General features: G+C 63.0%; 14 protein-coding genes. 9 read left to right on the top strand and 5 right to left on the bottom strand.

The genetic code is table 11. The annotated features are described in order from the left end of the window. Positions 1 to 26: 26 nt before the first annotated feature. Positions 27 to 1,571, bottom strand: coding sequence for a bifunctional ADP-dependent NAD(P)H-hydrate dehydratase/NAD(P)H-hydrate epimerase (locus tag VM94_RS20660; protein ID WP_046685129.1), 1,545 nt, complete (start codon positions 1,569 to 1,571; stop codon positions 27 to 29). Positions 1,572 to 1,704: 133 nt separating this feature from the next. Between VM94_RS20660 and VM94_RS20665 the strand changes: the two genes are divergently transcribed. Further along, on the top strand, positions 1,705 to 5,277 hold the full coding sequence (locus VM94_RS20665) for a hydantoinase B/oxoprolinase family protein (RefSeq protein WP_046685130.1): 3,573 nt from the start codon (positions 1,705 to 1,707) through the stop codon (positions 5,275 to 5,277). Here VM94_RS20665 and VM94_RS20670 read toward each other — a convergent pair. Next, positions 5,259 to 6,200, bottom strand: a complete 942-nt coding sequence (locus tag VM94_RS20670) for an AraC family transcriptional regulator (RefSeq protein ID WP_046685131.1) — start codon at positions 6,198 to 6,200, stop codon at positions 5,259 to 5,261. The two genes, VM94_RS20665 and VM94_RS20670, sit on opposite strands and share 19 nt — an antisense overlap. A gap of 176 nt (positions 6,201 to 6,376) precedes the next feature. Here VM94_RS20670 and VM94_RS20675 point away from each other — a divergent pair, with 176 nt between their 5' ends. From VM94_RS20675 to VM94_RS27405, 3 genes are all read left to right on the top strand, one after another. Next, complete coding sequence (locus VM94_RS20675; RefSeq protein ID WP_046685132.1) at positions 6,377 to 7,423, top strand: NAD(P)-dependent alcohol dehydrogenase; 1,047 nt, start codon at positions 6,377 to 6,379, stop codon at positions 7,421 to 7,423. A gap of 413 nt (positions 7,424 to 7,836) precedes the next feature. After that, a complete protein-coding gene (locus VM94_RS20680) occupies positions 7,837 to 10,263 on the top strand; it encodes a membrane-bound PQQ-dependent dehydrogenase, glucose/quinate/shikimate family (protein WP_082127819.1) in 2,427 nt (808 codons plus the stop codon). An 11-nt stretch (positions 10,264 to 10,274) separates the two neighbouring features. Then, the gene (locus VM94_RS27405) at positions 10,275 to 10,916 is read left to right on the top strand and encodes a TetR/AcrR family transcriptional regulator (protein ID WP_082127820.1); all 642 of its coding nucleotides are present in this window, start codon (positions 10,275 to 10,277) and stop codon (positions 10,914 to 10,916) included. Positions 10,917 to 10,959: 43 nt separating this feature from the next. Here the strand turns inward: VM94_RS27405 and VM94_RS20690 are convergent, their stop codons facing one another. Both VM94_RS20690 and VM94_RS28305 read right to left on the bottom strand, forming a co-directional pair. Continuing rightward, a complete protein-coding gene (locus tag VM94_RS20690; RefSeq protein ID WP_313902977.1) occupies positions 10,960 to 11,484 on the bottom strand; it encodes a GNAT family N-acetyltransferase in 525 nt (174 codons plus the stop codon). 238 nt (positions 11,485 to 11,722) lie between these two features. Next, positions 11,723 to 12,652 carry a hypothetical protein gene (locus VM94_RS28305; RefSeq protein WP_138829186.1) on the bottom strand — a complete coding sequence of 310 codons (930 nt, stop codon included), beginning with the start codon at positions 12,650 to 12,652 and terminating at the stop codon, positions 11,723 to 11,725. Positions 12,653 to 12,957: 305 nt separating this feature from the next. Between VM94_RS28305 and VM94_RS20695 the strand changes: the two genes are divergently transcribed. From VM94_RS20695 to VM94_RS20705, 3 genes are all read left to right on the top strand, one after another. Continuing rightward, positions 12,958 to 13,260, top strand: a complete 303-nt coding sequence (locus VM94_RS20695) for a hypothetical protein (protein ID WP_046685135.1) — start codon at positions 12,958 to 12,960, stop codon at positions 13,258 to 13,260. Between the two features lie 169 nt (positions 13,261 to 13,429). Then, a complete protein-coding gene (locus VM94_RS20700; protein ID WP_046685136.1) occupies positions 13,430 to 13,939 on the top strand; it encodes a MarR family winged helix-turn-helix transcriptional regulator in 510 nt (169 codons plus the stop codon). Between the two features lie 62 nt (positions 13,940 to 14,001). Then, on the top strand, positions 14,002 to 15,096 hold the full coding sequence (locus tag VM94_RS20705) for a S41 family peptidase (protein WP_046685137.1): 1,095 nt from the start codon (positions 14,002 to 14,004) through the stop codon (positions 15,094 to 15,096). Between the two features lie 177 nt (positions 15,097 to 15,273). On the opposite strand, the gene VM94_RS20710 is transcribed toward VM94_RS20705, so the two are convergent. Beyond that, a complete protein-coding gene (locus VM94_RS20710; protein WP_046685138.1) occupies positions 15,274 to 16,899 on the bottom strand; it encodes a tetratricopeptide repeat-containing response regulator in 1,626 nt (541 codons plus the stop codon). 348 nt (positions 16,900 to 17,247) lie between these two features. On the opposite strand from VM94_RS20710, the gene VM94_RS20715 reads away from it, so the two are divergent. Together VM94_RS20715 and purL are read left to right on the top strand one after the other, a co-directional pair. Then, positions 17,248 to 18,312, top strand: a complete 1,065-nt coding sequence (locus VM94_RS20715; RefSeq protein WP_160309310.1) for a GGDEF domain-containing protein — start codon at positions 17,248 to 17,250, stop codon at positions 18,310 to 18,312. 204 nt (positions 18,313 to 18,516) lie between these two features. Continuing rightward, on the top strand, positions 18,517 to 22,554 hold the full coding sequence (gene purL / locus VM94_RS20720) for a phosphoribosylformylglycinamidine synthase (RefSeq protein WP_046685139.1): 4,038 nt from the start codon (positions 18,517 to 18,519) through the stop codon (positions 22,552 to 22,554). Positions 22,555 to 22,621: the final 67 nt, after the last annotated feature.

The raw sequence follows: 22,621 nt of genomic DNA on the forward strand, positions 1-22,621 counted from the left end.
TAATCCAACACAAGCGCGCCAACTGCCTATGCCGACAAGGCATTGATCAACCTGCGTATCGCAGGGATCAATTCCCCCGCCGTCAGGCCAATGGGGCCGCTGCCTGCAGCCACCAGCGCGTCGGCCGCCGCGCCATGCAGCCACACGGCGCCTATCGCCGCTTCCCACTCCGGCCAGCCTTGCGCCAGCAGGCTGCCGCACAGGCCGGATAACACGTCGCCCGTGCCGGCAGTCGCCAGCGCGGGGCCGCCCGTGTTGTTGACGACGACCTGGCCGTCGGGCGCGGCGATCACCGTGCCCGAACCTTTCAATACCACGATGACGCCCAGCTGCGTGGCCAGCTGGCGCGCCGCACTCAGGCGGTCGGCCTGTACCTCGGCCACCGTCATGTCGAGCAAACGCGCCGCTTCCAGCGGATGCGGCGTCAATATCGTCGCCCCCGCGCCTGTGCGCACGGCCAGCGCCGATTGCAGCTCCGGCTCGGCCGCCATCAGGTTCAGCGCGTCCGCGTCCAGCAGCAGCGGGCTATCGCTGTCAATGGCACGCTGCAGCAGTTCCACCGTCCCGGCCTTGTCGCCGAGGCCGGGTCCCGCCACCAGCGCGGCGAAGTGCAGGCCCGAGAAATCCACGTCCCTCGCGTGCCGGCACATCAGCTCCGGCTGGCTGCTGTCGAAGGCGGGCGGCGCGTCGGGAAACGCGATATACACTCTTCCCGCGCCCGCATGCAGGGCCGTGCGGGCCGCCAGGATGGGCGCGCCCGCCATGCCTTGTGCGCCGCCGATGATGGCCACGCTGCCGTAGCTGCCCTTGTGCGTGTTTTGCCGGCGCGGCTGCAGCTGGCGCGCGAACAGGTGCAGGCCGCCCAGCTGGGTCCTGGCAGGCGGCAGCAGGGAAGGATCGATAGCCAGCGCGGCCACTTCCACTTCACCCGCATGGTCACGGCCATTCGCCGTGTGCAGGCCCGGCTTGTCGCCGATGAAGGTGAGCGTATGCGTGGCGCGGATGGCGACGCCGTCGATGGCACCCGTGTCCGCGTGCAGGCCGCTGGGCACGTCGAGCGCCAGCACGGGGCAATCGAGATTGTTGACCAGCTGCGCCATGTCGCGGCATTCGCCGTCCAGAGGGCGCGACGCGCCGATGCCGAACAGGCCATCGATGACGAGGTGCCATGGCGCCGCGCCCACTGCCGCCGAGGCCATGGAGGTTGCCGCTTCCATCAAGCGCGCGGCGCTGTTGCGCGCGCGGCTCAGGGCCTGCTCGCGTTCGGGCGACGTGGCTTGCGCCTCGGGGGCCAGCCAGACGAGCACCTCGGTGCCGCTACCGGCCAGGTGCGCGGCCGCTTCCAGCGCGTCGCCGCCGTTGTCGCCCGGGCCGGCCAGCACCAGGACGCGCCGGTGGCCGTCGTCGTCGCCATCTTCCTGGGCGTGCAGCAGCTTCAGGGCGGCACTGGCGGCGGCCTGGCCCGCGCGCTGCATCAGCAGCCCTTGCGGCAGGTCGCGCATGGCTGCTTGTTCGATGGCGCGCAGTTCGGCGATGGAGTACAGCGGTGTGGAAGAGTCGATCAGGGGCATGGGGCGTGTTCCGTTAGTCAGCATGTCTTCAACATAAGGCCGAAGCGGGCGAAAGGCAAGGCGCACACGCCTGCGGTGCGCCGTAAATTGTGCGGCTACAATAGCCATCTCACATAAGTGCGGGGGCAAGGCGATGGATTGGCAATTCTGGATCGACCGGGGCGGCACCTTTACGGACATCGTGGCGCGCCGTCCTGACGGCAGCCTGGCCACGCATAAACTGCTGTCGGAGAATCCCGGCCAGTACCGCGACGCGGCGCTGGCTGGCATGCGCCAGCTGATGGACCTGGCGCCTGGTGCGCCGCTGCCCGTCGAACTGGTGGGCGCCATCAAGATGGGCACGACGGTGGCCACCAATGCGCTGCTCGAGCGCAAGGGCGAGCCCACCGTGCTGGCCATCACGCGCGGTTTTCGCGACGCCCTGCGTATCGCCTACCAGAACCGCCCGCAGCTGTTCGCGCGCCAGATCATCCTGCCGGAACTGCTGTATGGCGACGTGATCGAAATCGATGAGCGCGTGGGCGCCCACGGCGACGTCGTGACGCCGCTCGACGAGGCGGCCGCGCGCACGGCGCTGGAGCAGGCCTATGCGCGCGGCGTGCGGGCCATCGCGGTCGTGCTGATGCACGGCTACCGCCACCACGCGCACGAGGCGCGGGTGGCGCAGCTGGCGCGCGAGGCAGGTTTTACGCAGGTGTCCGTGTCGCACGAGGTCAGCCCCATGATGAAACTGGTGGCGCGCGGCGACACGACGGTGGTCGACGCCTACCTGTCGCCGATCCTGCGCCGCTATGTCGACCAGCTGGCGATGGAACTGCCCGGCGTGCACCTGCAATTCATGCAGTCGAACGGCGGCTTGACGGATGCGCGCGCTTTCCAGGGCAAGGACAGCATTTTGTCCGGTCCCGCGGGCGGGATCGTCGGCATGGTGCGCGCCAGCGCGCTGGCCGGCTTCGATAAAGTCATCGGCTTCGACATGGGCGGCACGTCCACCGACGTGTCGCATTACGCGGGCGAGTTCGAACGCGTGTTCGAGACGCAGATCGCCGGCGTGCGCATGCGCGCGCCCATGATGAGCATCCACACGGTGGCCGCGGGCGGCGGCTCCATCCTGCATTTCGACGGCGCCCGCTACAAGGTGGGGCCGGACAGCGCGGGTGCCAATCCCGGCCCCGCCAGCTACCGGCGCGGCGGCCCGCTGGCCGTCACCGACTGCAACGTCATGCTGGGCAAGCTGCAGCCTGCGTTCTTCCCCCGCGTCTTCGGCCCCGACGCGAATGAAGCGCTGGACGCGGCCACCGTGCGCGCCCAGTTCGAAGCGCTGGCGCGCACGGTGAATTCGACGCCGGAACAGGTGGCCGAAGGCTATGTCGCCATCGCGGTTGGCAACATGGCCAACGCCATCAAGCAGATTTCCGTGCAGCGCGGCCACGACGTCACCGAATACACCCTGACCAGTTTTGGCGGCGCGGGCGGCCAGCATGCCTGCCTGGTGGCCGACGCGCTGGGCATGCGCACGGTGTTCATCCACAGCCTGGCGGGCGTGATGTCGGCCTACGGCATGGGCCTGGCCGACCAGAGCGCCATGCGCGAGCGCGCCATCGAAGCGGCCCTGGGCAAGGACCTGGCCGGCGATTTCGCGCAACTGGGCGAACTGGCGCGTGGCGACTTGCTGCGCCAGGGCGTGGAAGGGAAGCGCATCGCGCTGGTGTCGCGCGTGCACCTGCGCTACGAAGGCACGGATTCGGCCCTCGTCGTGCTGTTCGATACGGCTGCCAGCATGCAGGCGCAGTTTGAAGTAGCCTACAAAAAGCGCTTTTCCTTTTTGATGCCGGCGCGCGCGCTGATCGTTGAAGCGATCTCCGTGGAAGCCATCGGCGCGTCCGATGCGCCGCAAGTGGCCACGCCCGCGTATGCGGCGCGGGCGGGTGGGTTGGCGTCCGTGCAAACGGTGGACATGTACTGCGCCGGCGCGTGGCGGCCAAGCGGCCTGTATGCGGCGGACAGCTTGCGCCCCGGCGACGCCATCGATGGCCCGGCCATCGTCAGCGACGCCAATGCCACCACGGTCATCGAGCCGGGTTGGCGCGCGGAAGTGACGGCGCACGGCCATCTGGTCTTGCGCAGGGTCGTCGCCTTGCCCGAGCGGCGCGCCATCGGGACCAATGCCGACCCCGTGATGCTGGAAATTTTCAACAACCTGTTCATGTCGATCGCCGAGCAGATGGGCCTGCGCCTGCAAAACACGGCCCATTCCGTCAATATCAAGGAGCGGCTCGATTTCAGCTGCGCCATCTTCGACGCGCAAGGCCATTTGATCGCCAACGCGCCGCACATGCCCGTGCACCTGGGGTCCATGGGCGAGAGCATCCGCACCGTCATGATGCGCAATGCGGGCGCCATGTGGCCGGGCGACGTCTTCATGCTGAATGACCCATACCACGGAGGTACGCATCTGCCCGACGTGACGGTGATCTCGCCCGTGTTCGACGAAGCGGGCGGCGCCATCCTGTTCTATGTCGGTTCGCGCGGTCACCATGCCGATATCGGCGGCACGACACCAGGCTCCATGCCGCCCGACTCCACGCGCATCGAGGAAGAGGGCGTGTTGATCGACAATTTCAAGCTGGTCGACGGCGCCACGGGGCGGTTAGCAGAGGCGGAAACACTGGCCCTGCTGGCGGGCGCCAGCTGGCCTGCCCGCAATCCCCGGCAAAACCTGGCCGACCTGCGCGCCCAGGTGGCGGCCAACCAGAAGGGGGCCGAAGAACTGCACAAGATGGTCGCGCATTTCGGTTTGCCGGTCGTGCAAGCCTACATGGGCCACGTGCAGGACAATGCCGAGGAAGCCGTGCGCAGGGTCATCACGACCCTGAAGGATGGCCGCTATGCGCTGGACCTGGACAACGGCGCGCGCATCCAGGTGGCGATCAGGGTCGACGTGGCGCAGCGCAGCGCCCTCATCGACTTTACGGGAACGTCAAACCAGCTGCCGAACAACTTCAATGCGCCATCCGCCGTCTGCATGGCGGCCGTGCTGTACGTGTTCCGCACCCTGGTGGACGACGATATACCGCTGAACGCGGGCTGTTTGAAACCGCTCACGGTGATCATCCCGCCCGGCTCCATGCTCAACCCGCAGTATCCGGCCTCCGTCGTCTCGGGCAACGTGGAGACCTCGACTTGCATCACCAACGCCCTGTATGGCGCGCTGGGCGCGATGGCGGCGTCGCAGGGGACGATGAACAATTTCACGTTCGGCAGTGAGCGATACCAGTACTACGAGACGATATCGGGCGGCTCGGGCGCCGGTCCCGGTTTTGACGGCACGGACGTAGTGCAGACGAACATGACCAATTCGCGCCTGACGGACCCGGAAATCCTCGAGTGGCGCTTCCCCGTGCGGCTGGACAGCTACAGCATCCGCCCAGGCTCGGGCGGGGCGGGGCGCTGGCACGGCGGCAATGGCGGCGTGCGCCGGGTGCGCTTCCTGGAGCCGATGACGGCGGCGATCTTGTCGAACAACCGCATCCATCCGCCTTTCGGCATGGATGGCGGCGCGGCGGGCGCGCTGGGGCGCAATTACGTGGAGCGGGCTGACGGCGCGGTGGAGCACCTGGCGCATATCGGCAAGACGGATATGCAGGCTGGCGACGTGTTCGTGATCGAGACGCCGGGCGGCGGTGGTTACGGCAAGACGGAATAGGCCGTGCCAGCGCCCGCCAGTTGCGCGCGCACCTGGCCCACGTCGCGCATGGGCGCGCGGCCGAACTGGCGGCTGTATTCGCGGCTGAACTGCGATTCGCTGGCGTAGCCGACCCGGTAGCCGGCCGTGCCCGCGTCGATCTGCTCGACCAGCATGAGGCGCCGCGCTTCCTGCAGGCGCAGCAGCTTCTGGTACTGCATCGGCGTCATGGCCGTAATCGCCTTGAAGTGGTGGTGCAGCGACGACATGCTCATGTTCGCCATGCCGGCCAGGTGCTCGATGCGCAGCGGTTCGCAATAATTGTGCTTGATCCAGTCGATGGCTTGCCCCACCTGGTGCGACTGGCTGCTGGCCAGCGCCATGTGGCGCAGGCGCGCGCCGACAGGGCCGTTCAACAGGCGGTAGGTCAGCTCGCGGCGGATCAAAGGCGCCAAGGTGGCGATCTCCCCCGGTTTGTCGAGCAGGCGCACGAGGCGCAGCATGGCATCGAGCAGCTCGGCCGACACGTCGCTGACGGAAATGCCGCGCGTGGCGGGCAGGATTTTCTGCTGCGCCGCGCTGTCGCTGCTGCTTTCGCTATCGAGCAGCGCGGCCACGTCGGCGATGTCGATGCCCAGCACCACGCACAGGTGCGGCTTGTCCACGCTCGCTTCCACCACGCGCACCTGCACCGGCAAGTCGACGGACGTCAGCAGATACTGCATGCGGCTGTAATGGAAGGTTTCGCTTCCCAATGTGACGTCTTTCGCCCCCTGCGCGATGATCGCCACGCTGGGACGCGCCGCGTGGAACAGCGATTCCGTCACCGACGACTGGCGGTGGAAACTGAGGTTGCCGATGGCCGTCGTGTAGTCGCCCGTGCGTGGCGCGTGGCGGATGATCAGGGCGGCGATTTCATCTTGCGGAGTAAGTGGCGTGGACATGGTGTTCAGTATGCGTGAGGCGAAGAAGGGCAGGGGCTGATCTTACGCAGATTTGGAGGATCGTGCAAAGGTCTTGCAGGATCGCGGTAACGGCGGCCGGGCATCTCGGGCACACTTGTGCAATCGCCTGCACAGCACGCGCCTCTCTCGTTCGTCACACTACCCAAGGAGTTTTCATGACCACCATCGCCAAAGGCTACGCCGCACTGGGCCCGACTTCCGCACTGCAACCGTTCACATTCGAGCGCCGCGCCCCGCGCGAAGACGACGTGGCCATCTCGATCAAATACTGCGGCGTGTGCCATTCCGACATTCACCAGGCGCGCGACGAATGGGGCGGCGCCGCCTTCCCGATGGTGCCCGGCCATGAAATCGCCGGCGTCGTCACGGCCGTCGGCGCCAATGTCAGCAAGTTCAAGGTGGGCGACCACGTGGGCGTGGGCTGCTTCGTCGACTCGTGCACCACCTGCAAGACGCGCAACGTGGACCTGGAACAGTACATGCCAGGCCTGATCCAAACTTACAATGGCCTGGAAGCGGACGGCAAGACGGCCACGCAGGGCGGCTACTCGGACAGCATCGTCGTCAAGGAAGGCTATGTGCTGTCGATTCCCGACAACCTCCCGCTGGACGCGGCCGCGCCGCTGCTGTGCGCCGGCATCACCCTGTACTCGCCGCTGAACCACTGGAAGGCCGGCCCTGGCAAGCAGGTCGCCATTTTGGGCATGGGTGGCCTGGGCCACATGGGCGTGAAAATCGCCCACGCCATGGGCGCCGAAGTGACGGTGCTGAGCCAGACTTTGTCGAAGCGCGAAGACGGCCTGCGCCTGGGCGCCGACCATTACTACGCCACCAACGACGCGGAAACGTTCAGCAAACTGGCCGGCACGTTTGACCTGATCATCTGCACCGTGGGCGCATCGATCGACTGGAACCAGTACATCAACCTGCTGAAAGTCGACGGCAACATGGTCATCGTCGGCATCCCCGACGGCGCCGTGCCGCCGATCAGTGCCTTCGGCCTGGTGGGCGCGCGCCGCAGCCTGTCCGGCTCCATGATCGGCTCGATCAAGGAAACCCAGGAAATGCTGGATTTCTGCGGCAAGCACAATATCGTGTCGGACATCGAGATCATCCGCATCCAGGATATCAATGAGGCGTTTGAGCGTGTCGTCAAGAGCGACGTACGCTACCGCTTCGTGATCGACATGGCATCGCTGTAACGCTCGAGAAAAAGCCCAGGGCGTTGTTGCCGCGTCTCGCCGTACTATTCGTACTGTCTTCGACGAGGCGCCTAGCCCTGGGCATTTTTCGAGCGTTCCAACCGATATGCTGTAAAAGCCAAGCTGGCTACTAGCTAGCGGACTGTGTTTGTTGGATTACGCGCTTTGCGCTAATCCAACCTACGCATATCCAGCAGTCCGGTAGGTCGGATTAGCTCGTAGAGCGTAATCCGACAATCCCCCTGAATGCCCCCATCCCCGCCAAAAATCAAGCTTCCACATCAATTTTTCTTTCCTTGCATCAAAAATCGGCATAAAATGAAACCGTACAGTACAGTTTCACTACGTAGATTTGAAAAAACCAGCCATCCCCGGCGTATTTGCCTGGGCAGGGGAGGCGTCATGGATAAAAAATGGACACTTCAGTAAATAAAGGGGCGCCGGCGATCCCGGCGGTCTTCAGGGGCAAGCGGCTTGCCTTGACGGTTTTCGGCATCTTTCTAGGATTTTCCGGCCTGGCCCTGGCGGCGGGCGGCATCGAACTCATTACCCTCGGCGGTTCCTGGTACTACCTGCTGGCCGGTCTCGGCCTGCTCCTCGCCGGCGTGCTGTATCTGCGCCGCAAACCGCTGGCCAGCAGCATCGTCGCCGTGCTGGTCATCGCTACGCTGGTCTGGGCCGTGTGGGAAATCGGCTTCGCCTTCTGGCCCATGGTGCCGCGCCTGGCGCCGTTCCTCGTCATCGGCCTGATGGCTGCCTTGCTGCATCCGTGGCTGGCGGGGCGCAAGCACACTGGCCAGTCGCGCGGTTTCGCGGCCCTGCTTGCCGTCATGCTGGTGGCCGGTTTCGCCGCCATGTTCAAGCCGCACGGCGTGCTTGACGCCACCGTGCAGCCGCAGCAGGATGCGCTGGCGGCGGTGAATGGCGGCAGCGCCAACTGGGCGCATTACGGCTATGGGCCGAAGGGCACGCGCTTCGCGCCGTACACGCAGATCGACAAGCAGAATGTCGACAAGCTGCAAGTGGCGTGGACTTACCGCTCGGGCGAGCTGGCCGAAGGCGCGTCCGAATCGCAAAATACGCCGCTGCAGATCGGCGACACCATCTACACGTGTACGCCGACGAGCAAGGTCATCGCGCTCGATGCGGACACGGGCAAGGAGCGCTGGACCTTCGATCCGAAGCCGGCCAACATCAAAACGTGGAACCGCTGCCGCGGCGTGGCTTACTACGAGCCGGCGAAAGTGACGAATCCGTTTCGTTTTGACGGCATGCAGGCGGCCAGCGCGCCGGCGGCGGGCGCCTGCGCCAAGCGTATCGTGCAAGTGACCATGGATGCGCGCCTGATTCAGATCGACGCGCAGACGGGCAAACAGTGCGAGGGCTTCGGCGACAAGGGTTCCGTCGACCTGACCGTCGGCTTGGGCAAAGTGAAAATGAACGTGCCGTACTATGCCTACACGTCCGCGCCCACGGTGGCGCGCAACCTGATCATCCTCGGCGGCTGGGTCTTCGACGGCCGCTCGACCGATGAACCATCGGGCGTCGTGCGCGCCTACAGCGCCGACACGGGGGAGCTGGTCTGGGCCTGGGACCTGGGCAATCCGGCCATCACCAAGCTGCCGCCGGAAGGGCAGACGTATACGCGCAGCACGCCCAACATGTGGTCGGCGCCCGCCTTCGACGATGCACTGGGCCTGGTCTACCTGCCGACGGGGAACGAGCAGCCCGACTTCTGGGGCGGCAAGCGTCCGCCACTGACGGAAAAATACGCATCGGCCATCGTCGCCCTCGACATGGCCACGGGCCGCGAGCGCTGGACGTATCAAACCGTCCACCACGATATCTGGGACTACGACGTGGCCGCGCAGCCGGCCCTGTACGACGTCCCGGACGGCAAGGGAGGCAAAATCCCCGCGCTGGTGCAGCTGACCAAGCGGGGGCAGATCTTCATGCTGGACCGTCGTACGGGCAAACCGATCGCGGAGGTGGTGGAGAAACCCGTGCCGCAGGAGCACGCGGCCGGCGACTGGGTGTCCAAAACGCAGCCATACTCGACCGGCATGCCGGCCCTCGGTGCGGAAACGCTCACGGAGCGCGACATGTGGGGCGCCACCTTCTTCGACCAGCTGGCCTGCCGCATCAGCTTCCGCAAGCTCAATTACCAAGGCGAGTTCACGGCGCCAAGCTTGAAAGAGACGCTGATCTATCCAGGCTACTACGGCGGCTTCAACTGGGGTGGCGCGGCCGTCGATGAGAGCAATGGCTATATGTTCGTCAACGATATCCGCATGCCGCAAGTGGTCAAGCTGGTGCCGCGCGAAACGGTGGACGTGGCCAAGCTGACGGCTGGCCACGGCGTGGGCAGCACCTATCCGATGGATGGCACGCCGTTCGTCATCGACCACAAGGCCTTCAATTCGCCGCTGGGCATACCGTGCCAAAGCCCGCCGTGGGGCGTGTTTGCCGCCATTGACTTGAAGACCAAGAAAAAAGTGTGGGAGCGTCCGGCCGGCACGGTGCAGGATGCGGTGGTCAACGGCGTCAAGGCGCGGTTGCCGATCCCGCTGGGCATGCCGACCCTGGGCGGCGGCATGAGTACGGCGTCCGGCCTCGTGTTTTATGCGGGCACGCAGGATTACTATTTGCGCGCCATGGATATCGCCACCGGCCATGAAGTGTGGAAGGCGCGCATGCCCGTCGGCTCGCAAGGCACGCCGATGACCTATGTGTCGCCCAAGTCGGGCCGCCAGTACGTCGTGGTCGTCGCGGGTGGCGCCCGCCAGAGCCCGGACCGGGGGGATTACGTGATAGCATACGCGCTTCCCAAGACACAGTAAGAGTTTGCTTCATGCCCCAGTTGCGCACCGTTCCCGCTTCCCCGAGTACCCGAAGCGAGGAGCGGCGGCGCAAGCTGCTGGTGGCGGCATCCAGACTCTTTCTTGACGCCGGCTACGACGGCGTCAGCATGGACGCCATCGTGGCCGAGGCGGGTGGCTCGAAAGCCACCGCCTACCGCTACTTCGGCAGCAAGCAGGAATTGCTGGTGGCCGTGGTCGAATACCTGTGCGCCGACTTTATCATCGCGCTGCGCCAGCTCGACACGTCGCAAGCGGGCCTGGAACAGGGCTTGCAATTGATCCTCGATGAACTGGTGGCCGTCGTCACCAGCCCCCGCCACGTGGATTTCTACCGCCTCGTTGTCACGGCCGCCGCCGCCGTGCCAGCCGTGGGCCAGACCTGGTACGAGCACGGTCCGCAAGTGTGGCACGCATTGATCTTGCGCCTGCTGGAGCAGCAGCGCGCCCAGGGCCGCATCGCGCCCGACACCTCGTTTTCCAATTTGCCGCAAATCCTGTTCGACGCTGTTTTTTCGCACCTGACCACGCGCACAGTGATGCTGGGGCAGGGCGGCAATGCGGCCACGTTCCGGCCATTGATCGCGGAGCTGATTGAGCTGGTGGTGGCGCGGGTGGAGCGTAGGGCGGATTAGGCCCGACAGGGCCGTAATCCGACTGTGCGGTATAAATGGCGCTTTACATTTGATCCGAGCACTTGGTGTCCATTTCGCATGGACGAATGTAATAAATGTCAAAGTCTCCGTCCTCAATCAACTTAAATCCGTGGCGCACATAGAAACGGTTTGCGTCGCTACCACGTAGGGCTCCCACTCGAAGAGGCAAACCAAGAGCGTTTGCCTCTTCGATAATACGAGCAAGAACAACGGCCCCAATACCCTTGCCCTGATTGTTTGGATGAATATAGAGGTGGTCGAGAAGCATGACATTTGCTTGCTTTCTGATAGCAATAAAGCCGACCCGTTTGCCTTCTATTTCAATATGGCGTGTGTGCTCCGGCAAGAAACCGGACAGAAACCTCTCTCTCGCTCGCACCGGATCGAATCTCCCTACTTGCATCAGGCTATCGCGCATCGCCTCAATTCGAAGCGCGACAAGTGCATCTGCGTCGCCTGCCTGCGTCGGCGTAAACGTTACAAACGGTCTTTTTAATAGCATATTAAAGAATGAGGCTTTATCTAAGGGCCAGGATGAATAGGGCAAGATCCCTGACCTTTTGGGTGAATTGGAGGCGGATTTGGATGGCCCAAATCTCTTTCAACTTCAATGGAGTCTTTTTGGTCAACCAATTTCCCCTTGCTCCAGGTGGTTCGGAGAGCCGGCGTCTGCGTGTTCGGTTTCATAGGTCCTTCTTTGAAATCGGACCTCATTCTGGCGTACTCATGCTGTAGTGGCTGACTGCAGCAACCGCCCATAACCCACCTAATCAAAACCACTTCGTTCAAGGTGTTGCTTCATTAGACAGTCGTTCTGCAGCTATATGGATCGCAGGACTGGATACAGTACTGGGGCCTAATATCCATTCGTCGGTGTATAGCGCTTGTTCGGCCAGCCGGCGATACATTTGATTGTGATCTACAAGTGATTTTTCCTGCACGGGATCACCATGTACACCGCACTTCGGGGCACAAGCCCAAAAGGTACCTTCTGACCTTCTCAAAGATACCGCGCGGGGCGATAAGTCCGCTAACAGCACACCCATTGATAGCGGTGGAATTGATCCACCTGAAGATGAAGACATTACCTTGATGCGGTTGTGGACATTGCCACTTAAGGTTAGTATCAATGCTGCAGGACGGCGAGCGCGCTCAGCGCGTACTTTGGTTGCCATGACTTCATCGCGCGTAGAAGATGCGGTCCCGGAATTTACTACTGCGTCGCCTTCCAGTACAAATACATTCAGGTTTGGATTTTTCTGCGCAAGCAAACGTAATCGTTCGATAAGTTGAAAAATAGCATAGCTTGAACGGCCATCCTGAAACTCTCGTGTCCAGAACGATGAGCGGAGGAGTAGGGCAGATGCTGGCTGTCCGCCGTTTGACGCCAAATAACTCCTTAGAACTTCAGCCTCGTTGCCATACAGTTCCAGCCCCACCGAAACACTTCGACCCAGCGCGAGCGCGCGGCAGGCAGCGGTGCCGAAGGCGGCTGGGGCTTCAGCGGTCCCATGGACTTCACCCATTAAGATTATATTTTCAACCTTGATTCGAGTCTCCAGTTCGGCAGGGACTGCACATTGCAGTGACGTCTGCGGAAATGGTTGCGCTGAGACGGTACTCGTCCAGACCACTGCCAATCCAATGATCGCACGAATGGTGCGAGCAGCAATTTGATTCCATAAAACAATGCTCTTAATACGATAATAACTCATGAAATTTCCAGGACTTTCTGATAGGCCAACGACTGCTTTTGGCTACGGATTCAATCGATGGTCGCAACACTCTACCCTAAATGGGCAGTCGCCTCATTACTCAGAGCACGTAAAAAGCCAGCGCAAGCTTCAGCTTAGGAAATACACCAGATACCATGTCGCGCCGATCATGATGGCAACTCCATCGCAGGTGTTCTGCCACAGTTGCCTAGGACGGATGTGATGGCCTCGCTGCTCCCCCGGGTCGCGTTGCACCAAGGGCGAATGTTATAGTGGCGAAAAATTATTTACTGAAAGAAACTGCCATGAAAAACGACGCAACCACTCGCCCGCAAGCAAACCAGGCGCCTGCCAGGCTCAGCAAGGGGGATTTCGTCACCGCACTGCGCAAGCTGCTGCAAGAAGAAGCAAAGGCCGGCAAGTCCAGCGTGGACGTACGCGCCGCGAACCTGCACACGGACGTTGGCGTTTATCCTGCGCGCGGCCACTCGATGCCGACCTGTTGCACGGTGATGTATGAAGAGATGCAGCCGGGTGACGAGATACTGCTGACGCCACCTGGCGGCAAGGGGGCTACGCTGCTGGTACGCTATAAATTCCCGCGCTGATGCCGGCGCTGCTGTGGCAGCGAACTCATTGCAAACTACCAATCGTCGCTAACTTATAACGTGCACAAGCAGGCGCTTTGCTGAGGCTGCCTCGCCTGGATGGCAGCCCGCTTCAATAGTTTTTAAATATTTATATAAGCTCTTATATAAGTGGTGCTACCATGGTTGCATGAAACCTGGATTAGGCACGCAATTACGACATCTCATCGAACTGCTTGACGGCGCGGTCGAGCAGGCCTACGTGGACGCGGGACTCGATTACCGGCCGCGCTACACGCCCGTGATGCGGGTGCTGGCCGAGCAGCCGAGCGCGACCATCGGGGAGCTGGCGGCCGTGGCCGGGCTCACGCAGCCCGCCGCGACGCAGACAGTGGCCTTGATGGTGAAGAAGGGCCTGCTCACGGTGGCCGCCGGCGGCGAAGACGGCAGGCAGCGCGTGGTGCGCCTCAGCGCCATTGGCGCGGCGATGCTGCCGCGCCTGCGGCTGTGCTGGCAGGCGACCAAATCCGCGGCCGACAGCCTCGATGCGGAACTGGCGTTTCCCTTGTCCGACTGCCTCGCACAGGCGATCGCCGTACTCGAGACGCGTTCCTTCGGCGCGCGCATCCGCGACGGCAGGCTGCGCCTGGATGCTCGCTCTGACGCAGGCACGACAACACCTGGCGAGAAACCTGAATGATGCCGCCACGCACACTTTTTCACACACGATCAAACGTTTCGCAGTCCAACTTGGAGGAATGTATGTCAGGTAGAAAGAAGCTTGTCGCAGCAGTCGTATTGGGCACGTTGTTGTCGTTGCACGCCTTTGCGGCGGAGGACACCGCCTTGAACGCGGCCGATCGCACGACGATCGTACAGACACTGGTAACGAAAATGAACGCGAATTACATCGAGCCAGCGGTGGCCCAACGGGTCGGCAGTGCGATCGCCAGGAAAAATGCGGAAGGAGGCTATGCGAGCGCCGCCAGCGTGAAGGCGTTCAGCGCGGCGCTGGCGAAGGACTTGCGGGAATTGAGCGGTGATTTGCATTTCGGCGCCGCGTTTTATGAAGGTTTTCGTGAGGGCAGCGGTGCCGACGAACTGCCCAGCCGCGCCAAGATTGAAGAATGGCGCGACCAGACCGCGCGGCGCGGCTATGACATCGAGAAGATCGAACGCCTTCCCGGCAACGTCGGCTACATCGAGCTGCGCCGCTTCGGCGGCCCGGAATTCGTCGGCGCGGCGTACACGGCGGCGATGTCGCTCATGGCGGGGACGGATGCGCTGATCCTCGACCTGCGCCGCAACGGCGGCGGCAGCCCGGACAGCGTGGCTTACCTGATGAGTCATTTCTTCCCGCTCGGCGACGAGCGCCACCTTATCGACATGTACGATCGCCCGACCGGTACGACGCGGCAGTTCTGGACCGTGAAGGCGGTCACCCAGCGTTACGACAAGCCCGTGTACGTACTGACCTCGGCCCGCACGTTTTCGGGCGGGGAGGATTTCTCCTATGGCATCCAGGCGCAGAAGCGCGGTACGGTGGTTGGAGAAACCACCGGCGGCGGCTCCAATCCCGTGAGCTGGTTCAGTCTGGGGCAGGACATCATTGTCGCGATCCCCACCGCGCGCACGACCAATGCCGTCACCAAAACCAACTGGGAGCACGTCGGCGTGAAACCGGACATCGCCGTGCCCGCCGCTCAGGCGCTGCAGACGGCGCATGTCGCCATCCTGCGCAACCTGGTGTCATCGGCCAAGGAGGGCAAGGAGCGCAAGGAACTGCAGCGCGTGCTGGCGATGGCGGAGAAAGGGGAGTCAGAGAAGCCGGTCTACACGCTCAGGGGAGAGCGTTAATATCGCGAGTTGATCGAGCTAGTGGCGGCACGGGGGGCGTAGGTCGGATTAGCGGCGGCACGCCGCGTAATCCGACACTACGGAGCCAACAATGGTGTCGGACTACGCTCCGCTAATCCGACCTACGCGAATGATCGGAAATGGGCTGCGCAGCAGGTTTGCAGTGCGTCCCTCAGATCACGTCGCAATACCGTATTTATGCTGCGTGGCCGCATACTGCTGCTTGAGCGATTCCAGCTTCGGATGCTTGGGATCGATCTTGCTGATCACCTGCATCTGGTGCTGCGCCTGTTCGGCCAGCGGGGCTTCCCAGCCCAGCATGTTGAGCTGGCGCAGGATGGCGTCGACGGAGGCGAACAGCACGGGCAGGTTGCCTGGCGTCTTGCGCAGGGCCTGGCGCAGCACGAATACTGCCCCCTTGAGCTCTCCGCTTTCCGATTTGCTGGCCGCATCCTGCATCAGTTCCTGTACCTGGTTCGTGATCTGCTGGCCCATGCCTTGCGCCAGGTCGTGGCGGCCCGCCTTTTCAAAGACATCGACGGCCGCTTCCATCGTCACGTCGCTGTCGGCTTCGTTGACGAGTTTCATCATGACGTCGGACGCCGCCTGTTCCAGGTTGTTTTTCAGGCAGCTTTGCACGAGGCCCACCTTCAGCTGCGTCGACAGGCCCCGCGCCGTGTCCAGGGCGGCGGCGGCCAGTTGCAGTTCGGTGGCGGCGGCGATGTCGTTGCCCGACAATTCATGCAGCATGGCGGCCGAGATGGCGCGGCATGCTTCCACGTTGGCGCCGCCGCGCAGCGAGCGCTCCATGTCGCGCAGCACGCCGCTGGCCTGCGGCGCATCGCCTTTCTTGACCAGCGTTTTCACCAGGTTGACATGGTCTTCCGGGTCGCGGAATTCCGAGTATTTGGCTTTCGTCACCACCTGTTTATAGGCCCGTTCGGCCGCGCCGATGTCGCCCGTGTCGAAGGCGATGCCGCCCAAGTGGCGCAGGCGGCGCACCATGTGCGGCGAGATGGCCACCGCGTCCTCGAGAATTTTTTTCGCCTGCAGTTGCTGGCCCATGGCTTCATGGTTTTGCGCCAGCAGGTCGTAGGCGGCCATGAAGCGGGGATAGGTCTCCACCAGTTCCAGCAGCGCGTCCTGCGCCTCTTCGTGGCGCTGCTGTTCGAACAGGGTGCGCGCCAGTCCCAGGTGGGCCCAGGCCATGGGGCGCGTGGCCAGCATGTCGGCGTACAGCTGTTCCGCTTCCTTCCATTCATCGAGGGTGATGTGCAGTTCGGCGCGCAGGCGGGCGAAATCGGCCGCCAGGCGCGGGTGCTGCAGTTCGGCCGCGCGGCAGCTTTTCACGGCTTCGCGCAAATCGCCCTTGTCGATCAGCTGGTACGTGGGCAGGAAAACGGCGCGCCGTTCGATGGCGCGCGCGATGCGTCCGCTCAGCACATCGACGGTGAACGGTTTCAATATGTAGTCGGACGGGGTCAGTTCGGCCGCGCTGATCACCTTGCTGTGGATGGCTTCCGACGTCAGCATGATGAAGATCGTCCACAGCCCGATCAGCTTGTGGTGGCGCAAGTCTTCCAGCAATTGCTGGCCATCCTGGCCGTCCGTGCCGCTGCCAAGGTCGTATTCGCACAGGATGATGTCGAACGGTTTCTTCGTCAGCAAGCGGATGGCCGTGCCGGCATTGACGGCATATTCCACCTTGGTGATGGCCGCCTGGTTCAGCATATTGTGCAGATTGCCCCGCATGCTGGGGTTCGGGTCGACGATCAGGACAGATAAGTCGCTAGTTTCTGGCATTGTTCAGCTCTCGTTCATCTGTTCGGTCATTTGCGGGAACTCTTCTTATATGTCTCTGCCTGGCAGTATTACTTTTTATCAGCATACTGCAAAGCCGGGCGACACTGCCAGCAAAATGCATGCAATCGGGCGCGGGGCAGGGCGCAGGACACATCGGCTGGCGCGCAGCGTTGTATTTCATGCCGCTGCTGCCCTGTGTGCCCATGCCGGCGCCGCAAATTCCAGCACATAGTTGACTAGCATGATAGTATCCTAATTACAACTAATGTTGAATGCCGCGCAATCTTGCGGCCAGGCATGCGCAAGGCTGTACCGGGCGCTTTTCTTCTTTCTGGTGTCGATACCCGTATGCGTGTTCCTGATCTCTCTTCCCTGCGCCGCGTTGCCGTTCCCCTCGCATTTGGCGGCAACAGCGAACAGCAGCATACCTATTTTGCGGAATTGCACCGGGTCGGCATGGTGACGCAAGTGCTGGGCATCATCGCCTTCAGTCTGACGTGGCTGCTGATGCCGCCCACCTACCATCCGAACCTCACGCATGCCGTGCTGGCGCTGCTGGGCATGCTGATCAGCCTGGTCGTGCGCTACCGCTGCACCACCCTGCCCGTGCTGACCATTACGGGCGCCTGCGCCGTGCTGGCCCTGACTTTTGGCTTGCGCACCATGGCCGACGCCGTGCAGCACGCCAGCTTCTGGGTCCTGCCGGTCGGCGTCTTCATGACCCTGGCCATCGCCTCCATCTTCAATGGCGGCCTCAGCTACCTGGCCGTGGTGGCCGGCGTGTGGTGGAACGTGGGTCACGGCCTGTATCCCGTCAACGCGGGCTTGCCCGACCAATCCTGGGCGCCCTTGATGATCGCCGTCAGCGTGCTGTTCGGGCTGGCACTGAATGTCAGCTTCAGTTTATTGCGTTTGCGAAACTATCACTCCAAGGTGGAATTGACGCGGCTGGCCTTCCAGGACAGCCTGACGGGCCTGAACAACCGCCGCATGTTCACGCAGCGCGCCCAGCAGATGTATGGCGCGACTCACGGCGGCATGCTGCATTTCCTGATGATCGACATCGACAATTTCAAGATCATCAACGACCAGCAGGGCCACGATGCGGGCGACGCGGTGCTCGTGCGCACGGCCGCCGTCATCGCGGACAAGGCGCAGGGTCATTTGTGCGGGCGCCTGGGCGGCGAGGAATTCGGCATCGTCTACGCGGGCGACCGCGAAGATGCGCGCGCCTTTGCCGGCGCCTTGGTCGAAGCCGTCAGCGATGCTTTCCTGGCCGCCCAGTTCGTGTCGATCAGCGTGGGCGTGGCCGAACTGGACCGTGGCAAGGACCTGGGCCACAGCTACCGGCTGGCCGACGAGGCCCTGTACCTGGCCAAGCGGCAAGGCAAGAATCGCTATGTGATCGTCTGATGACCGGCTGAGGGTGTTGTTGCCATGTCAAAAACTGCCGCTGCGTGGGGCAAAACGGTGGCAAAAGGGGGGTAAAACCCCAAGTTCCGGTCATAAGGCAGGGGTAAAACGGGTATAATGCGCGCAAAGGAAATTTGCCGTACGAAAGATATTGTCATACCTACCTTTAACCCGCAGCCACGCTGCATCAACCACCTTCCAATCATGTTGATACTGCCGGGTTCCAATGCCCTGTCCGTTTTCCGTAGCCACCGTCTGTTAAGCCAACTGCAAGCCGTCTCGCCTGCGATCGTTGCCGTACAAGCACGCTATGTCCATTTCATCGATGCCAGCGCGCCTCTCACCAACGACGACAGCACGCGCCTTGGCGCCTTGCTGACGTACGGCGAGCCGGCCCAGGCTGACAATACGGAAGGCGCTGCCGAAGAATTCTTCGTCATCCCCCGTTTCGGCACGATTTCGCCGTGGGCCTCGAAAGCCACCGATATCGCGCACAACTGCGGCATGGCGCACATCAAGCGTGTCGAACGCGGCATCGCTTTCCGCATCAACCTGAAATCGGGCATCCTGGGCAGCGCCATCGGCGCCGGTAAATTGACTGAGGCGCAGTTGAACTCTGTGGCCGACCTGCTGCACGACCGCATGACGGAATCCGTGCTGCGCAGCGCAGACGACGCCAAAGACCTGTTCCGCACCCTGGAAGCGCGTCCGCTCGAATCGATCGACTTGCTGGGGCAGGGCAAGGCCGCGCTGGAAACGGCGAACACGGAATTGGGCCTGGCGATGTCGGAAGACGAAATCGACTACCTGGACGCCGCCTTCACCAAGGCCGGCCGCAACCCGACGGACGTGGAACTGATGATGTTCGCGCAGGCGAACAGCGAACATTGCCGCCACAAGATCTTCAACGCCGACTGGACCATCGACGGCGTGGCGCAACCGAAGTCGCTGTTCGGCATGATCAAGAACACACACGAACTGCAGCCGAAGGGCACCGTCGTCGCCTACAGCGACAATTCCTCGATCATGGAAGGCGCGACGGTTTCGCGCTTCTACCCGCGCGGCGCCAGCCACGAATATGCGGCGTCGACGGAACTGACGCACACCCTGATGAAGGTGGAAACGCATAACCACCCGACGGCAATATCTCCATTCCCCGGCGCCTCCACGGGCGCGGGCGGCGAGATCCGCGACGAAGGCGCGACGGGCCGCGGCGCCAAGCCTAAGGCTGGCCTGACCGGCTTCACCGTGTCGAATTTGTCCCTGCCGGACGCCGTGCGCAGCTGGGAAACGGCAGCTTCCGTGACGGCGCCGCTGGCTGGCCGCGCGGATGCGGACCAATACGGCAAACCGGAGCGCATCGCTTCGCCGCTGCAAATCATGATCGAAGGCCCGCTGGGCGGCGCCGCGTTCTCGAACGAATTCGGCCGTCCCGTATTGGGCGGCTACTTCCGCACGTATGAACAGAACGTCGGCGTCGACAAAGACGCCGTGTTCGGCTACCACAAGCCGATCATGATCGCTGGCGGCATCGGCAATATCTCGGCGCAGCACACGCACAAGAACGACATCCCCGTCGGCAGCCTGCTGGTGCAGCTCGGTGGCCCGGGCATGCGCATCGGCATGGGCGGCAGCGCCGCTTCGTCGATGACCACCGGCAGCAACACGGCCGACCTGGACTTCGATTCCGTCCAGCGCGGCAATCCGGAAATGGAACGCCGCGCCCAGGAAGTCATCAACGCCTGCTGGCAAATGGGCGCGGACAATCCGATCATCTCGATCCACGACGTGGGTGCGGGCGGCTTGTCGAATGCGTTCCCGGAAATCACCAACGACGCCAAGCGCGGCGCGATTTTCGACCTGCGCAAAGTACCACTGGAAGAATCGGGCATGGCGCCGAAGGAAATCTGGAGCAATGAATCGCAGGAACGCTACGTTCTGGCCATCGCGCCGGAGAGCCTGCCACTGTTCAAAGCCATGTGCGAACGCGAACGCTGTTTGTTCGCCGCCGTGGGCGTGGCCACCGAAGAGCGTCAGCTGAAACTGATCGACACGGAACTGGGCAACGAACCGGTCGACATGCCGATGGACGTCTTGCTGGGCAAGCCGCCGAAGATGCAGCGCGACGTGGTCCACGTGGCCAACGATTTCCCTGCCATCGACCTGACGGGCATGGACTTGAAGGACGTGGCGCAAAAAGTGCTGCTGCTGCCGACCGTGGCCGACAAATCCTTCCTGATCACCATCGGCGACCGCAGCGTGGGCGGCATGACCGTGCGCGACCAGATGGTGGGACCATGGCAAGTGCCGGTGGCCGATTGCGCCGTCACCACCATGAGCTTCGAGGGGTATCTGGGTGAAGCGATGGCCATGGGCGAACGCACGCCGCTGGCCGTCATCGACGCAGCAGCTTCCGGCCGCATGGCCGTGGGCGAAGCCGTCACCAACATCGCTGCCGCAGCCATCAGCGATATCTCCGACATCAAATTGTCCGCCAACTGGATGGCCGCCTGCGGCCAGCCTGGCCAGGACGCGGCCCTGTACGACACGGTCAAAGCCGTCGGCATGGAACTGTGCCCGGCGCTGGGCATCAGCATCCCGGTCGGCAAGGATTCGCTGTCGATGCGTACGACGTGGAAAGACGAGAACACGGGCGCGGCGAAATCCGTCACGTCGCCGGTGTCGTTGATCGTTTCCTCGTTCGCGCCAGTGACCGACGTGCGCAAGTCGCTCACGCCGCAGCTGAAAACGGACAAGGGCGAGACCTCGCTGATCCTGATCGACCTGGGTCGCGGCAAGAACCGTCTGGGTGCCTCGGCGCTGGCGCAAGTCATGGGCCAGTTGGGCAACGCCACGCCGGACGTGGACAGCGCGGAAGACCTGAAAGGCTTCTTCGCCGCCATCCAGAAACTGAACAGCGACGACAAGCTGCTGGCCTACCATGACCGTTCGGACGGCGGCCTGTACGCCACGCTGATGGAAATGGCCTTCGCCGGCCACACGGGCATGTCCGTCAACCTGGACATGCTGACCATGGAAGGCGAGCATTCGAGCGACTGGGGCGATGCCAAGAACTGGGCCGGCCAGGTAGCGGAACGCCGCAACGAACTGACCCTGCGCGCCTTGTTCAGCGAAGAACTGGGCGCCGTGATCCAGGTGCGCGCGGAAGAAAAGTCGCTCGTCATGGACGTGCTGCGCACGTTTAATTTGGGCGCCTGCAGCCATATCATCGGCAAATTGAACGACCGCGACGTCATCGAATTCACGCGCGACGCCAAGCTGATTTACACCCAGCCGCGCGCCGAACTGCACCGCCTGTGGAGCGAAACGAGCTGGCGCATCGCCCGCCTGCGCGACAATCCGGCCTGCGCGGACGCTGAATACGACCGCCTGCTGGACGTGCAAGATCCGGGCATGTCGCCGATCGTCACCTTCGACCAGAACGAGAACATCGCCGCGCCATTCATCGCCACCGGCGTGCGTCCGCGTGTCGCCATCCTGCGCGAGCAGGGCGTCAACTCGCATATCGAGACGGCGTACGTGATGCACCAGGCCGGCTTCACGGCCGTCGACGTGCACATGAGCGACCTGATTGCAGGCCGTGTGAAACTGGACGACTTCCAGGGCGTCATCGCCGTGGGCGGCTTCTCGTACGGCGACGTGCTGGGCGCGGGCGAAGGCTGGGCGAAAACGATCCTGTTCAACGCCAGCCTGGCGGAACAGTTCGCGCGCTTCTTCAACCGCACGGACAGCTTCGGCCTCGGTATCTGCAACGGTTGCCAGATGATGAGCAATCTGAAATCCATCATCCCCGGCGCCCACGCCTGGCCCAAGTTCACGCGCAACAAGTCGGAGAAATTCGAAGGCCGCTTTGCCATGGTCGAAGTGATGGATTCCCCATCGATCTTCTTCAACGGCATGGCCGGCACCCAAGCCGGCATCGCCATCGCCCACGGCGAAGGCTACGCCGACTTCTCGCAAACGGGCGACATCACACAAGTCACCAAAGCCATGCGTTTTGTGGACAACAAGGGCGCCGCCACGGAAGCGTATCCGTACAACCCGAACGGCTCGCCGGAAGGCATCACCTCCGTCACCACGCCAGACGGCCGCTTCACGGTGCTGATGCCGCACGCGGAGCGCGTGTTCCGCAGCGTGCAGCAGTCCTACCACCCTGAAGCGTGGGGCGAGGATTCACCGTGGATGCGCATGTTCAGGAATGCACGGAAGTTTGTGGGGTAATCAGTTAGCTTACAGGGTAGCGCTGGAGTTCAAGGCGCTGCTGCTGGGGTAGGAATGAGAAAGCCGC

It is taken from the genome of Janthinobacterium sp. KBS0711 (assembly GCF_000988085.1).
Lineage (GTDB): Bacteria > Pseudomonadota > Gammaproteobacteria > Burkholderiales > Burkholderiaceae_D > Janthinobacterium > Janthinobacterium lividum_E.

Bases quoted from the DNA above. Each gene is read 5' to 3' on its own strand.
- VM94_RS20660 (WP_046685129.1), bottom strand. From the start codon at position 1,571: ATGCCCCTGATCGACTCTTCCACACCGCTGTACTCCATCGCCGAACTG.
- VM94_RS20665 (WP_046685130.1), top strand. From the start codon at position 1,705: ATGGATTGGCAATTCTGGATCGACCGGGGCGGCACCTTTACGGACATC.
- VM94_RS20670 (WP_046685131.1), bottom strand. From the start codon at position 6,200: ATGTCCACGCCACTTACTCCGCAAGATGAAATCGCCGCCCTGATCATC.
- VM94_RS20675 (WP_046685132.1), top strand. From the start codon at position 6,377: ATGACCACCATCGCCAAAGGCTACGCCGCACTGGGCCCGACTTCCGCA.
- VM94_RS20680 (WP_082127819.1), top strand. From the start codon at position 7,837: ATGGACACTTCAGTAAATAAAGGGGCGCCGGCGATCCCGGCGGTCTTC.
- VM94_RS27405 (WP_082127820.1), top strand. From the start codon at position 10,275: ATGCCCCAGTTGCGCACCGTTCCCGCTTCCCCGAGTACCCGAAGCGAG.
- VM94_RS28305 (WP_138829186.1), bottom strand. From the start codon at position 12,652: ATGAGTTATTATCGTATTAAGAGCATTGTTTTATGGAATCAAATTGCT.
- VM94_RS20695 (WP_046685135.1), top strand. From the start codon at position 12,958: ATGAAAAACGACGCAACCACTCGCCCGCAAGCAAACCAGGCGCCTGCC.
- VM94_RS20700 (WP_046685136.1), top strand. From the start codon at position 13,430: ATGAAACCTGGATTAGGCACGCAATTACGACATCTCATCGAACTGCTT.
- VM94_RS20705 (WP_046685137.1), top strand. From the start codon at position 14,002: ATGTCAGGTAGAAAGAAGCTTGTCGCAGCAGTCGTATTGGGCACGTTG.
- VM94_RS20710 (WP_046685138.1), bottom strand. From the start codon at position 16,899: ATGCCAGAAACTAGCGACTTATCTGTCCTGATCGTCGACCCGAACCCC.
- VM94_RS20715 (WP_160309310.1), top strand. From the start codon at position 17,248: ATGCGTGTTCCTGATCTCTCTTCCCTGCGCCGCGTTGCCGTTCCCCTC.
- purL (WP_046685139.1), top strand. From the start codon at position 18,517: ATGTTGATACTGCCGGGTTCCAATGCCCTGTCCGTTTTCCGTAGCCAC.